Source organism: Jatrophihabitans sp. GAS493 (assembly GCF_900230215.1).
Taxonomy (GTDB): domain Bacteria; phylum Actinomycetota; class Actinomycetes; order Mycobacteriales; family Jatrophihabitantaceae; genus MT45.
Genome location: NZ_LT907982.1, coordinates 680912 through 693485 on the forward strand (window position 1 = coordinate 680912; position 12574 = coordinate 693485).

13 protein-coding genes are annotated in these 12574 nt (G+C 69.0%); 6 read left to right on the top strand and 7 right to left on the bottom strand.

Annotated elements, in window-relative coordinates:
• Positions 1 to 36: 36 nt before the first annotated feature.
• The 5 genes from CPH63_RS03110 to CPH63_RS03130 are packed head-to-tail and all read left to right on the top strand — an operon-like array spanning position 37 to position 5263.
• Positions 37 to 1770 (top strand): VWA domain-containing protein, encoded by a 1734-nt coding sequence (locus tag CPH63_RS03110; protein ID WP_096301524.1) that lies wholly within the window; start codon positions 37 to 39, stop codon positions 1768 to 1770.
• 27 nt (positions 1771 to 1797) lie between these two features.
• Entirely contained in the window at positions 1798 to 2892 is a 1095-nt protein-coding gene (locus tag CPH63_RS03115; RefSeq protein WP_096301525.1) for a DUF3533 domain-containing protein, read from the top strand.
• A gap of 45 nt (positions 2893 to 2937) precedes the next feature.
• Complete coding sequence (locus tag CPH63_RS03120) at positions 2938 to 3525, top strand: DoxX family protein (protein ID WP_096301526.1); 588 nt, start codon at positions 2938 to 2940, stop codon at positions 3523 to 3525.
• 27 nt (positions 3526 to 3552) lie between these two features.
• A complete protein-coding gene (locus CPH63_RS03125; protein ID WP_197704548.1) occupies positions 3553 to 4485 on the top strand; it encodes an ABC transporter ATP-binding protein in 933 nt (310 codons plus the stop codon).
• Positions 4472 to 5263 carry an ABC transporter permease gene (locus tag CPH63_RS03130; RefSeq protein WP_096301527.1) on the top strand — a complete coding sequence of 264 codons (792 nt, stop codon included), beginning with the start codon at positions 4472 to 4474 and terminating at the stop codon, positions 5261 to 5263. Before CPH63_RS03125 ends, CPH63_RS03130 begins: the two co-directional genes overlap by 14 nt.
• Positions 5264 to 5274: 11 nt before the next feature.
• Here the strand turns inward: CPH63_RS03130 and CPH63_RS03135 are convergent, their stop codons facing one another.
• Genes CPH63_RS03135 through CPH63_RS03165 form a run of 7 tightly spaced genes read right to left on the bottom strand, consistent with a single transcriptional unit; the run spans position 5275 to position 11177 of the window.
• A complete protein-coding gene (locus CPH63_RS03135) occupies positions 5275 to 5886 on the bottom strand; it encodes a helix-turn-helix domain-containing protein (RefSeq protein WP_096304915.1) in 612 nt (203 codons plus the stop codon).
• Positions 5883 to 6578 carry an NRDE family protein gene (locus CPH63_RS03140; RefSeq protein ID WP_241895793.1) on the bottom strand — a complete coding sequence of 232 codons (696 nt, stop codon included), beginning with the start codon at positions 6576 to 6578 and terminating at the stop codon, positions 5883 to 5885. Before CPH63_RS03140 ends, CPH63_RS03135 begins: the two co-directional genes overlap by 4 nt.
• Complete coding sequence (locus tag CPH63_RS03145) at positions 6544 to 7464, bottom strand: hypothetical protein (RefSeq protein WP_096301529.1); 921 nt, start codon at positions 7462 to 7464, stop codon at positions 6544 to 6546. Before CPH63_RS03145 ends, CPH63_RS03140 begins: the two co-directional genes overlap by 35 nt.
• Positions 7461 to 9353: a twin-arginine translocation signal domain-containing protein gene (locus CPH63_RS03150; RefSeq protein ID WP_096301530.1), complete on the bottom strand. Its 1893-nt coding sequence runs from the start codon at positions 9351 to 9353 to the stop codon at positions 7461 to 7463. The genes CPH63_RS03145 and CPH63_RS03150 overlap by 4 nt, the downstream gene beginning before the upstream one ends.
• A complete protein-coding gene (locus CPH63_RS03155; RefSeq protein WP_096301531.1) occupies positions 9350 to 9868 on the bottom strand; it encodes a hypothetical protein in 519 nt (172 codons plus the stop codon). The genes CPH63_RS03150 and CPH63_RS03155 overlap by 4 nt, the downstream gene beginning before the upstream one ends.
• On the bottom strand, positions 9865 to 10617 hold the full coding sequence (locus CPH63_RS03160; protein WP_096301532.1) for a hypothetical protein: 753 nt from the start codon (positions 10615 to 10617) through the stop codon (positions 9865 to 9867). Before CPH63_RS03160 ends, CPH63_RS03155 begins: the two co-directional genes overlap by 4 nt.
• Positions 10614 to 11177, bottom strand: a complete 564-nt coding sequence (locus CPH63_RS03165; protein WP_096301533.1) for a MauE/DoxX family redox-associated membrane protein — start codon at positions 11175 to 11177, stop codon at positions 10614 to 10616. Before CPH63_RS03165 ends, CPH63_RS03160 begins: the two co-directional genes overlap by 4 nt.
• Before the next feature lie 182 nt (positions 11178 to 11359).
• Between CPH63_RS03165 and CPH63_RS03170 the strand changes: the two genes are divergently transcribed.
• Positions 11360 to 12547 carry a hypothetical protein gene (locus tag CPH63_RS03170; RefSeq protein ID WP_096301534.1) on the top strand — a complete coding sequence of 396 codons (1188 nt, stop codon included), beginning with the start codon at positions 11360 to 11362 and terminating at the stop codon, positions 12545 to 12547.
• The last annotated feature ends 27 nt before the right edge of the window (positions 12548 to 12574 follow it).

A 12574-nucleotide genomic window follows, 5' to 3' on the forward strand; every position in this document is an offset into this window, starting at 1 on the left:
CATACCCGATCGCAAGTAAGTGAGGACCACCGGAGCATGGCAGGACGGCACAGTGCTTCAGGTGGGACGGGCGACTCGCCCCAGCCTGCTCGGCGGGCGCGGCCGGCCCGGGAAGCCAGGTCCGCGCGCCCCCGCCGCCGAGTGCTGACCGGCGTCGTCGTCGCCCTCCTGGTTGCCGGCACAGCCAGTTACTTCGCCTTCAAACCCGGCGACGACGCCACCACCGCCGGTCAGGCCGCGGCGACGAAGACACCCTGCACCGGCAATCTCAACGTGCCGGTGGTAGTCAGCGCCGAGCTCCTGCCGGCCGTGCAGGCATTGGCCAACAAATGGACGGCCAGCAAGCCGTCCGTCGACGGAGCCTGCGCGCAGGCCGCGGTCACCGTTCAGGACCCATCGTCGGTGGTCTCGGAACTGGCCTCAGCCGCGGCACCCACCGTCTGGCTTCCCGATTCGACCACGTGGAGCAGCAAGCTCACCGCCGTCCGCCCATCGCTGGTGACGCAGGTCGGCTCGGCCGGGACCTCGCCGCTCGTCGTCGCGGCGGCGGCGGGCAGCAGCGCCGCGCTCGGCAGCGAGGCCGCAGCCGGATGGAAGGGAGTTCTCTCCGGGAGCGTGCCGATCTCGATCGCCGATCCACGCACCTCCGGCGCCGGCGCGCTCATCACGACCACGGCGGCGTCGCAGGCCGGCACCGAGCCGGGAGCGCAAGCGCAGGTCGTCGGTCTCTTCATGCGCATGCAGACCGCTCCGCTCACCTCGCCCACCGACGGGTTCGCCAGCTTCAAGGCCAACCCGTCCACGGCCCGCTCGTTCGTGACCAGCGAGCAGCAGGTCTACGCCGCCAACCAGCAGGCCGGGACGGTGCTGGCCAAGGCGATCTACCCGGCCGGCCCGGCGGTGCTGCTGGACTATCCGATCCTCACCGTCGCCTCCACGAACCCGTCCCCGAGCGGCGCCGCCGGCGCGGCGGCCTTCGCCAAGACACTCACCTCCGCCGCCGCTCGGCTCCAGTTCGCCCAACTCGGCCTGCGGGACGAGCAGGCCGCGCCGCTGGCCGGGGCGGCCACGCTCCTCGGGGTCGAGTCGCCGGTCGTCGAGGCGGCGCCGGCCCCACCGGAGCAGCTGCAGGCCCTCTCCGGCCGGCTCTGGCAGGCCGCGCTGAAACCGTCGCACATGCTCTCGGTGATCGACGTCTCCGGTTCGATGAATGATCCGGCGGTCCCGGGCGGCAGCTCGAAGATCGTCATCGCCTCCAAGGCCACCCAGGTCGCCACCAGCGTGGTGCCGCCGAGTTGGACCGTCGGCCTCTGGGTCTTCTCCACCAAGGCTCCCCCGGCCAATCCCTGGACCGAACTCGTCCCGCTCGGCATCGTCGGCCGGAATCGGCCGCAGCTGCTGGCGGCGGACCGCGCCCTCCCGCAGCAGACCGGCGGGAACACGGCACTCTATGCGACGGTGCTGGCCGCCTTCGCCGACAGCAGCCGCCACTACGATCCGAAAGCGGTCAATGTCGTCGCACTCTTGACCGACGGCTCCAATGTCGACCCGAACAGCAGCATCACGCTGGCCGACGTACTGGCTACGCTGAAGACGCAGTACAACCCGGCAAAGCCGGTTCGCATCGTGACGATCGGCTTCGGCCATGATGCGGACACCGCCGCCCTGAAGAAGATCTCAGACGCGACGGGTGGGCAGTCATATCAGGTGAACGACCCGTCGCAGATCGGCGGAGTGCTCCTCGATGCAATCGTCGCCAACAACACCTGACCCGCCGGGCCCGACGAGAGGCGACGCATGCCCCGCCAGCACGACTCCGACGACGCCACGCCCGATGAGAACGGCCCCCTAGCCGCCCAGCAGGGCTTCCTCAGCGAACTCTGGGACGCCATCTCCCCCCGGACGGTGGCCCTGGTCGTCGGGGTCCTGGCCCTGCAGTTGGGGTTCATCCTCTCCTACGTGGGGGCCTTCCACGCGCCGAGGCCGCACAGCATACCGGTGGCGATCGTCGCCCCGGCCTCGACCTCGGCGCAACTGGTCGCGAAGCTCAACGCCATCGACGGCAGCCCGATCAAGGTCGACGCGGTAGCCAGCGAGGCGATCGCTCGGCAGAAGATCCTCGACACCTCCCGCTCCGGGGCGCTGATCGTCGACCCGACCGGTAAGCAGGACCGCCTCCTCATCGCCTCCGGTGGCGGCACGTCGGTCGCTTCGGCCGTCGAGCAGGTCGTGCAGCAGGCTGAGGCCAGCCAGCAGCGCACCGTCGCCGTGGAGGACGTCGTTCCGCTGCAGTCCGGAGACGGGCGGGGACTCACCGGCTTCTACCTGGTGATCGGCTGGATCGTCGGTGGCTATCTGGTCGCGGCCCTGCTCGGCGTCTCGAAGGGCGCCCGGCCGGCAACCCCCCGGCGGGCCCTCATCCGGCTGCTGGCCGTAGTGCCGTACGCCATCGCCTCCGGATTCGGCGGCGCCCTCATCGTCGATCAGGTACTGGGCGCGCTCACCGGACACTTCGTCGCGCTCTGGTGGCTCGGCGCCCTCATCGTCTACGCCAGCGCGGCGGTCACCATGGCGCTCCAGGTGCTCTTCGGAGTGCTCGGTATCGGCATCACCGTTCTCGTCTTCGTGGTGCTCGGTAACCCCAGTGCCGGTGGCGCGTACCAGCCATCCCTGCTGCCTCCGTTCTGGCGGGCGATGAGCTTCCTGCTCCCGAACGGTGCCGGCACCGACACCGTTCGCCGGATCGTCTACTTCGCCGGGGTGGGGATCGGCTGGCATCTGTTGGTGATCGCCGCCTACGCGATCGGCGGAACGGCCGTGGCACTGATTGGCTCACGGGCACATCAGCGCCGCGCCCTGGCCGGCGACCGCGAGGCCGGGCTGCTCGTGTAGCGGCCGCAGGAGCGGCGATCCGGACCGAGGTGCCAAGATGGATGAATGGCCCTCGTCCGAAAGCTCGCCCGCCCGCTGCTCGCCTCCGTATTCGTCGTCGGAGGGATCGACGCTATTCGCCACCCCGCGGGGAAGGCCCCGAGCGCGGAGAAGGTGACCGGACGGCTGGTCAGCCAGCTACCCGGCGTCACCTCGACCGAGCAACTGGTGCGCCTGGACGGAGTGGCGAAGGTAGTCGGTGGGATCGCCCTGGGCACCGGAACCTTCCCGCGATTGGCTTCATTGGTGCTGGTCGGCAGCATGGTGCCGACCACGGTGGCTGGACACGCGTTCTGGGATGAGCAGGACCCGTCCAAGCGCGCGGCCCAGCGGCTTCAGTTCATCAAGAACGGGGCGATCCTCGGTGGCCTGCTGCTGGCCGCGGTCGACACCGAGGGGAAGCCCTCGATCGGTTGGCGGGCCCGCCGCACGGCCCGCGAGCTCCGGCGTAGCGCAAAGTCAGCCGGCGCGGCGATCGGTGAGACCACGCACTCCTTCGGCCTATCGGCCCAGCAGCTCGGCCAGACGGCTCAGCAGCTTGGGCAGTCGGCCCAGCAGCTCGGCCAGTCAGCTCAGCAGCGCCTGCCGATCTAGGGCATCGCTCTTTCGTATCCTGTGGGCGTGACAAACGCCGCCGAACGATCCGAGGCGATCCGGACGGTCGCCCTCTGCAAGAACTACGGCCACCGGCCGGCCCTGATCGATATGGATCTGCGGGTCGGGGTCGGTGAGGTCTTCGGGTTTCTCGGACCCAACGGCGCTGGAAAATCCACCACGATCCGGGTGCTCCTCGACCTGCTCCGCCCCACCTCGGGCGACGTGACGATGCTCGGGCTGCGTCCGCGGCAGGACGGTCCGGCGCTGCGCCGGCGGATCGGCTACCTTCCCGGCGAATTCGTCATCTACGGCCGCCAGAGCGTGCGCGAAGCCCTCACCGGCCTGGCCCGGCTGCGCGGCGGTGTCGCCCCGCAGCGCATCGCCGAGCTGGCCGAACGCTTCGATCTCGACCTGAGCCGAACCTTTCGCGAGCTATCAAAGGGAAATCGCCAGAAGGTCGGCCTGCTGCAGGCGTTCATGCATGATCCGGAGCTGCTCATCCTGGACGAGCCGACGGACGGGCTGGACCCCTTGCTGCGGCAGCGCTTCGTCGAGTTGGTCAACGAGGTCCGGGCCGACGGCCGGACGGTCTTCCTCTCCTCCCACATCCTCTCCGAGGTGCAGGCCACCGCAGATCGCGTCGGCATGATCCGGGGTGGGCGCCTGGTGGCGACGGACTCGGTGGAGTCGCTGCGGGAGCGCGCGGTGCGAAGCGTCGAGATCCAGTTCGAGGAAGAGGTCGACGCTGCCGAGTTCGGGCGGCTGCCGAACGTCCTTGCTGTCTCGGTGACCGTTGAGGGCGAGGTCTGGGTGCTGCGCTGCCAGCTCGCCGGCGGGGCCGACGGGCTGGTCAAGGCCGCGGCCCGCCACCCGGTGCGCACGCTAAGGGTGGATGAGCCGGACCTCGAGGACGTCTTCGTGACGCTGTACCGGGAGGCCGACGATGGCGACCGCTGAGGTAGCCCGGCTGACGCTGCGGCAGAACCGGCGCGGCGCGTTCGGCTGGATCGTCGGGGTAGCGGCGCTGACCCTGCTCTACAGCTCCAGCTACAAGAGCATCGGCGGGGCCAAGTCGGCGGCGATCAGCAGCTACCCGGCCTCACTGAAGCAGGCGTTGAACCTTCAGGATCTCACCTCGCCGGTCGGCTACCTGAATGCGACTGTCTTCGGAATACCCTTACTTTTGTTGACGACTATCTATGTCGTCAGTGCCGCGACCCGCTCGGTGGCCGGTGACGAGGAGTCCGGTGCCCTGGACCTCATCCTCGCTTACCCGGTTAGCCGCAGCAGCCTGGTGCTGGCCCGGATGCTGGCGATGGTCGCCGTACTGGTCGGCTGGGGGGTAGTGCTCTTCGGTGTCGTGCTGCTGCTGCGCGCGCCGACCGGTCTCAGCATCGGCGTCAGTGCCCTGGCGGCCGAGACCTTCACCTGGCTGCTGCTGGGCTGCAGCCTGGCCGGGATCTCACTGCTCATCAGTGCCGCCATCGGGCACCCCTCGAACTCGCTCGGCATCGCCGCCGGCGTGATGCTGCTGGCCTATCTGGCTGATAGCTTCATACCGCTCATCGACGGTCTAGCCTGGGTGCGAAACCTCTCGCCCTACTACTGGTTCGTCGGTAGCGACGCGCTCTCCAACGGGCTGAGCCTCTGGCACTGCGCGCTGCTCGCCGGCACCGCCGTAGCCGCCACCGCACTGGCCGCAGTGGCGCTGAACCGGCGGGATATCGGGGTCTGATCCCGGCTGTACTAACGTCTGGCCGGTCGGGACCGGACGTGGAGGCGCTCGCCCTGCGGTCCGAAGAGGCTGAGGACCTCGGCTGGTTCCGGGCCTGGATTGCCAAAGAAATGCGGGATGTGTGTGTCGAACTCGGCGACTTCCCCCGGCGTCAGGATCATGTCGTGCTCGCCGAGGAGTAGGCGTAGACGTCCGGAGAGTATGTAGAGCCACTCGTATCCCTCGTGCACCTGCTGCTGCGGCTCGCCCGCGGGCCAGTTCTTTGCGATGACCATCTTGTAGGCCTGCAGGCCCCCCGGACGCCGGGTGAGCGGGATGATCGTCATCCCGCGGCGCTTCAGCGGACGGGCATGCACCCGCGGGTCGCCGGTCGTCGGCGCGTCGACCAGCTCGTCCAGGGGGACCTGGTGGACGCGGGCCAGCAGGAGCAACAACTCCAAGGTGGGTCGCCGCTGCCCGGACTCCAGGCGGGAGAGCGTGCTCACCGAGATGCCCGTTGAGGTGGAGAGTTGCGCGAGCGTTGCCCCTCGACGCTGACGAAGCGCCCGCAGGCGAGGTCCGACCGCATCGAGAACATGGTCGAGGTTGGACTCAGCATTGGGCGTGGGCTCTGCGCCGGTCATGGACTCGGCTCGGCCCACTGCCGGCTGCTCCACTCGGCGACCTCCCCTGAGGCGCTGTGGCCCAGTTGATAGGCATAGTCCACCCGCAGCAGCCCCGGACGGGCCGCAATGAACTGGCCATAGACCGTCTCATAGCTGTCCCCCTCGACCGGCATCCGGACGAGGAGCGCACCCGGCTCCGGCACCGGCTCGGCCGCCTCCAGCGGGGCCAGCCAGCCGGCCCAGAGTTGCTCAGTCGTTCCGGCCAGCGAAGGCGAGACTCCGGTCAACCGATCCATGAAACGTTCGTCACTGGGAGCAGCTTGGCCGTCGGGCTTGAACATGTGAGTCCCCGGGGCCAGCTCGTACCGTTGCAGCCGCGCGCCGTCGAAGCTCCACCAGGTGAGCGCGCCCGGCGTGGCCAGCACCAGATTGAAGGAGGCCATCGGCGCGATGTCAATGAAATCCGGCCAATCCTCCCGGTGCCGCAGTGCTAGCAGCGGCAGCACGCCCCGGCTCGCGGCGCCGGGCTCGGCCGTCCGCCGCTCCGGGCGATTGAGCACCACCGATGTCGCCCCGGCGCGCAGGTCGGAGGCGCACCAGGTGCCCCCGGCGCTGCGGTCACGGCCACCGATCACCGACGGCTGCTCCGGCCACCAGGCGCCCGGTCCGTCGAATTCACGACTGGCCAGTTCGTCCCGCAGCGTGAGCATCAGGATCGGGATAGCGGCCGACGGATCCCAGCGGCAGAAGACGGTGCACACGGGGCGAGCCTATGTCCATCCGTGCCGGCCGGCCCAATGAGCTCAGCGCTCGCACTACCAACGCGGTGACTATGACGATGATTATGGCGATGACTATGACTATGACGATGACGGCCAGGGGGATCGCCACCCGGGCCGCACCGCCAGCCTCACCGCCCGTCGACCCATAGATCAGCGACCAGCCGAGCAGCCCGACCACCGCGGCCTGGACCAGTTCAACCGCCCGCAGCGACCATGGGGCGAGCGCGTCCAGGCGTCGATGCAGCGTCATGAGATCGGCCGGGCGCCGTACCCGTGCGGTGAGCAGAACCGCGCAACCCCGCATCGCGCCGAAGGTGAGGCCGGCCAGCATCGCCCAGTACGGTTCGGCGCTCAGGGCGGCCAGCGCGGCGAAGAGGTAGGTGCCGGCGGTCATGATGTACGTCGCGAAGCCGACCCCGATCTGGGCACCGAAGCCCAACGCGTAGACCCAACGCCGGTAACGCATCAGCCACTCCTCGTCGACCTGACGGGGATGCATCGGTAACTGCCGGCCAACCACGCCCAGGTCGGAGCCGAGGCAGACGAGGGAGGCGACCACCCCGATTCCGACCCGGTTCGTGAAACCCAACGGTTGCAGTAGCAGAGCGATCGTAGCGGCGCCCGCCCCGAGGATGGCTCCGCCGGCGACGGCTCCCCCGACGAACCAGGCGCAGGTCAACCAGTAGCGATGGCCTCGGGCGCCTTCGGCGATCGGGTTGATGGCCGAGATCATCGACAGGCCGCAGGGTGACCAGGTGCCGCGCGCGCCGGCGGCGACGGCCATCACGAGGGCGGCCACCACAAGACTCGTCACGCCGTCACCCGTACCGTCCGCGAGCCGATCAACACATTGCGGCCCCTATCCACTGCGTAGGCCGCGACGGTGTGGTCGCCGGCAGTCGTGCTGACCTGCATGGCGAATCCGTAGTTGCCGTTGACGGCATAGATCCGGTTGACGTCCGGCCGCAGGTGCCCGCTCGGGAAGACGCCGACCTGGCTGCCGTCCACGACGACGGCGATCGGCAGCTCCGTCCCGTACTCGTCCGGGTTGAAGGCCCAGCCGTTGAGCGCCACCGACAGGCCCATCGGCGTCACCGCGTCAAGGCTGCCGAGCACGCCGGCCGGACCCACCCGAACCGTCCGCCGGCCGATCAGCGGATTTCCGATGCCGCCACCGACGTTGATCCCGTAGACGTAGATCGTGTGCAGTCCCGGTGCCAGCGTGATCCGGGTGTCGAAGCCATGCTGGCCGGTCAGGCCGAATGCCGCGTTGACGTCCGAGCGCGGGCGATCAGCCGGGAACCAACCGATCCCATGCGACTCGGTGTAGATGGCGACGTTGATGGAGTTGGCCGGCAGATTCGGGTCGAAGGCCCAACCATTGACCCGCACCGTGTCTGCGGCGACGACGCAACTATCCAGATTGCCGCGGGGTTGCGCGCCGAGATTCACCTCCAGTGATCGCTGCGCGATGAGGTTGTTGCCGCCGCCGGCGACGTTGATTCCGTAGACGGCGAAGGTGTGATGGCCGTCGGCGACGTTGAGATGCACGTTGTACCCGTGTTTTCCGGTGATTCCGAAGGCCCGGTCCACATCGGGGCGATCGACGCCGGTGGGGAACCATCCCGCCAGCGCACCATCGACGTACACCGCGACCTTGATCTCGGTGGAGGGAATGTCCGGGTCAAAGGCCCACCCGCCCAGGTGAACGTCGTTGCCGACGGCCGAAAGGACGTCCAGCTGCCCGACCGGCCACGCTTGGTTGACGTCGACACTTCGCCGGGCGATAAGGGGATTCCCCGATCCCGCCCCGACATTGATCGCGTACAGGTCGAAGGTGTGCCGACCGGTCGGGGCCTTCAGCGTGATGTTGAACCCGTGATTTCCATGCGCTGCGAAGGCCCGGTTCACGTCGGATCGGGGGGCGTTGGTGGGAAACCAGGAGATGCCACGTCCGTCCTCATAAACCGCCACGTAGACCGACGTGCCGGGCTGGTCTCTATCCAGCGCCCACCCGGAGAGCTGCACCGTGTTGCCCGAGGTCGTGATCCGATCGAGCGATCCGATCGGGACCGACCCCGAGTTCGATACGCAGGGTGCCGACTGGGTGGCGGTGTTGTTGTCGGTTGCGCTCGCGGTGCTGCAGACGCCGCCGTACTGCTGCCAGGGTGGGGTGCAGGAGACCAGGCGGCAGAGCACCGGTCCGGTGGCGGAGGAAGGAATGTGGGTGCTGCACTGCCCGTAGCGGAACTGGTTGCAGGCGACGAGCCGCTGATCGCAGGTCGTCTTGTTGCAGTGACAGGGGTAGCGACCGTCTCGATAGGCGTTGCAGTCTACGTAATAGCGGGCTGAACCACCGCAGAATGACGAGTGGTCCGCCTTCCACCAGCCGCCGATGAAGGAGTCGGGTGGGCAGACGTTCTGACCGCCGTTGATCGTGCAGCAGAAGACGGTGTACCCGTCGCTGCAGCTGGTCGCGGTGCCGCAGACCGTCGCGTACGCGCTGGCCGGGCGCACCAGGTAGTTCAGCGGATCGGTGACCACCGCCGCCCCCACGATCGCCGCGCCTCGTAGGAATCCGCGGCGATCCGGCCCCGCCCGCCGCCCGAGACGCGCAGCGACCCGCTCCACGATTCGCTCGACCCTCCGCTCGAACGTCCGCCCAGACGTCTGCTCCGTCGACTCACCAACGCCGCTGATCACCGGGCGGCCACCTCGACGCCGGCCAGAATCGTGTTCACTTCACGGCACAGCGGACCGACCCGCCCCCGGTCACCGAGCACGATGAACAGGCACATCGGGTGACCGCGGTGGGTGAAGAATCGCTGGTAGCCGGCCTGGCCAGCCACCCGCCGCTGCAGTGCGGCCGGGTCGAAGTCGGCCGGCGTGGGGCGCGGTAGGCCCGGTGCCGCGTAGAGCGCGGTCCCCAGCTCGTCCGGTCCGAACTGCAGTAGCGAGACGAAGATGTCGGACGATCCCATCCGCTCCACGGCACCGGTGCCGTAGTCACCCCGCCCGGCCGGCAGCGGGAAGTTACCCAGATGCAGGATCGGCCGGGTCACCTCTCCGGCCCATCCCAGGTCACCACCGGCCGAGGCGCGACTGACCGGCGAGGCGAAGGAGCTGACCGGTAGCGGGCGCTGATAGATCCGGCCTTCCCACGGCTTCGGCAGCGTCACGGCGAGTCCCAGACCGGAGAGACGGGCGGGCGCACTCATACCGGCGGGTACAGCGATGGATGGCCCGGCGCGATGCCCGCCTCCAGCAGCACGCGGTCGACGTCGCCCTCCCGTTCGGTGTCCCGGCGTGGCTTGCGAATGCCGTCGAGCGGCGGTTGCAGCTCACGCCGGTCGCCCTCGGATTGCGCGATCAAGGCCGTCACCTGGCTGAACGAGGTGCCCGACCCGGCGCCCTTGGTCCGGCCGGTCGGTCCGTCGACGACGACCACGTACGGCGATCCGGGGACGTCGTAATCCTGCCAGGCGGCGGTGGAGAGCAGCAGGTCGACGCCGGCCGGAGCGAGCTCGCGCAGGCTCGCGGGGCTTTCGTCCACTCCGTCCTTGGCGACGATCACCAGCCGGCTGCCCGCGGGGAGGGCCCAGCTTCCCGGGCGGCCCAGCTCCTCCCAGAACCCGGCGCAGCCGGCGCAGCCGGAGGAGAGGAAGGCGATCACCGTGTCGTGCTCCACCTCTACCGTGCGCAGGTGCACGACCTCGCCGTCCAGGGTCGAGCCGTCGATGTCGTGCCCCGGCGACCATTCGTCGCGTCGCTGCACCTGATGCGTAGTCGCCGACCGTGGGGTCTCCGGGTGCTGGACCCCGGGTGCGGTCTTGAACGGCGGCGGCTCGTCGCCTCCGTCCAACTCGTGCAGTCGCCGCAGCACACCGGCGTAGCCGCTGAGCAGTCCGGCGACCAGCACGCAGAGCACCAGCAGCAGCGCCGTCTCCACCGCGATCAACACGATCATGTCGTCTCCACCTTTCGGCCGGCCGGACCGGCTAGACCGGCTGGACCGGCTAGCCGTAACAGGGTCGGCAGCTGGGTCATCAGCAGATAGCTGCTCCAGGCCAGCAGCAGCACCGCGACGAGCAGGGGAATGCCGAGCAGCGGCTGGCCGGCGAATTCCGCGCGCAGCGACGGCGTCGGGTGCAGCGCGCCGATCGCCGCACTCACCCCGAAGAGCAGGTTGACCGCGACATGCCAGCCGCTGACGGGGCTCGCACCGGCGCCGAAGCAGCCACACTCCTGCTCGGGGGCAACCACCCGCATTCGCCAGGCGAAGGCGGCCAGCGTGGCGTAGCTGAGCGCCAGCAGCAACGCCGGGCCTCGGCCACCGACCAGCAGCACGACGAGCCCGATCACCACCTCGCCGACCCCGGTCAGCCGCGCGGCTGGCTTCGCCGCCCACCCCGATCCACCCGGGATCCGCGCGGCGGCCAGCGCCGCACCACCGGCCGCTGGATGGCGAATCTTGTACAGGCCGGCGGCGAGCAGCAGCAGTGCTCCGGCGGCCAGAATCCCCGTCACCGCTTCACCGTCCTACGAACCCGCCCGGAATCGCCGACTCGACACGCGGCGGAAGCAGATTTCCCGCCATGAACCGCTTAAGTAGCGGCGGCCCCGGACGATTGGGCTCCCTAGAGGACAGCGGCGGCCACGAGATCGCATGGGACAGCTACATACGTATGAGCAGAGCAGGATCGACGAGCTTGCGGCGGCGTACGTCTCGCCGCTATCTGGCATGTCTTCTGCTGCTCCTGCTCACGCCCTTCTACAGCTTCCTGGACAGCACCCACGCCGCCTGGACGGCCTCCGATGCCAACCCGGGCAACACCTTCACCACCGCCAACTGGCCCGCCAAACTCGCCTTCTCCACCCCTCCGGCCGACGCCACGATGGGTACAACCTTCACCACCTCACCCGTGGTGAGCGTCCAGGACGCCGCGGGCAACCCGATCGCGACACCGAACGTGCCGGTCACCCTGACCCTGAACGCGGCCCCGACGCCGGGCGGGACGCTGACCTGCACGACGAACCCGCTCACCAGCAGCGCGGCCAGCGCCACCTTCACGGGCTGCTCGATCAACATCGCCGGCACCTTCACCATCACCGCGTCGTCCCCCGGCCTCACCAGCGTCACCAGTGCCGTCTTCACCGTCTACGTCGCCCCGACCAAGCTCGTCTTCACCACCGCTCCGGGAACTCCGTACGCCTACATGTACTTCCCGACGGTCCCGGTGGTCAGCCTCGAGGACGCCAGCAGCAACGTGGTCGGCGGCGCGCCGCGCAACGTCACGGTGTCGGTCAGTGCCGGCTCGATCGCGTGTACGGCGACAACGGTGGCCAGCAGCGCCGGCACGGCCAGCTTCCCCAACTGTGCGATCAGCCCGACCGACACCACCACCAAGTCCTACACGGTGACCGCCTCGTCACCGGGGTTGACCAGTGCCACCACCAGCGTCACGGTTACCGGTGTCCGGGTCGGCTTCCAGACCTACACCTACACGTGTGGTGGAGTGCTCGCCCCCACGGTTGCGGCCCCCGGACCGTCCTATCTGCTGCAGGTGAACAACTGTGGCTTCACCCCGGGCAGCACTCTGACCACCAAGGTGGTCCTGCTGAAGGGCGGTGGCGACACCACCAGCACGCTGATCACCAACAACAGCGGCGCCGCCATCACCGTCTCCGGGATCGTCGCAACCTCGCCGGCGAGCCACAGCGGAACCCCGCCGCCGAGTCCGAACACGCTGACCATCCCGGTCGGGCAGAGCGCCTCGACTGGCACTGAGACCTCGAGCGCTGACGTGACCAACTGCAGCAGCACCGACTGCATCTGGCAGTGGAGCATCCCGACGATGCCGAACATTCAGTTCGGCGGGTCCCGGCTGATCCAATAGCCGCGGATCGCTGGTCCTACCCAACGC

Bases quoted from the DNA above. Each gene is read 5' to 3' on its own strand.
- CPH63_RS03140 (WP_241895793.1), bottom strand. From the start codon at position 6,578: ATGCTCACGCTGCGGGACGAACTGGCCAGTCGTGAATTCGACGGACCG.
- CPH63_RS03155 (WP_096301531.1), bottom strand. From the start codon at position 9,868: ATGAGTGCGCCCGCCCGTCTCTCCGGTCTGGGACTCGCCGTGACGCTG.
- CPH63_RS03160 (WP_096301532.1), bottom strand. From the start codon at position 10,617: ATGATCGTGTTGATCGCGGTGGAGACGGCGCTGCTGCTGGTGCTCTGC.
- CPH63_RS03120 (WP_096301526.1), top strand. From the start codon at position 2,938: ATGGCCCTCGTCCGAAAGCTCGCCCGCCCGCTGCTCGCCTCCGTATTC.
- CPH63_RS03135 (WP_096304915.1), bottom strand. From the start codon at position 5,886: ATGACCGGCGCAGAGCCCACGCCCAATGCTGAGTCCAACCTCGACCAT.
- CPH63_RS03130 (WP_096301527.1), top strand. From the start codon at position 4,472: ATGGCGACCGCTGAGGTAGCCCGGCTGACGCTGCGGCAGAACCGGCGC.
- CPH63_RS03115 (WP_096301525.1), top strand. From the start codon at position 1,798: ATGCCCCGCCAGCACGACTCCGACGACGCCACGCCCGATGAGAACGGC.
- CPH63_RS03110 (WP_096301524.1), top strand. From the start codon at position 37: ATGGCAGGACGGCACAGTGCTTCAGGTGGGACGGGCGACTCGCCCCAG.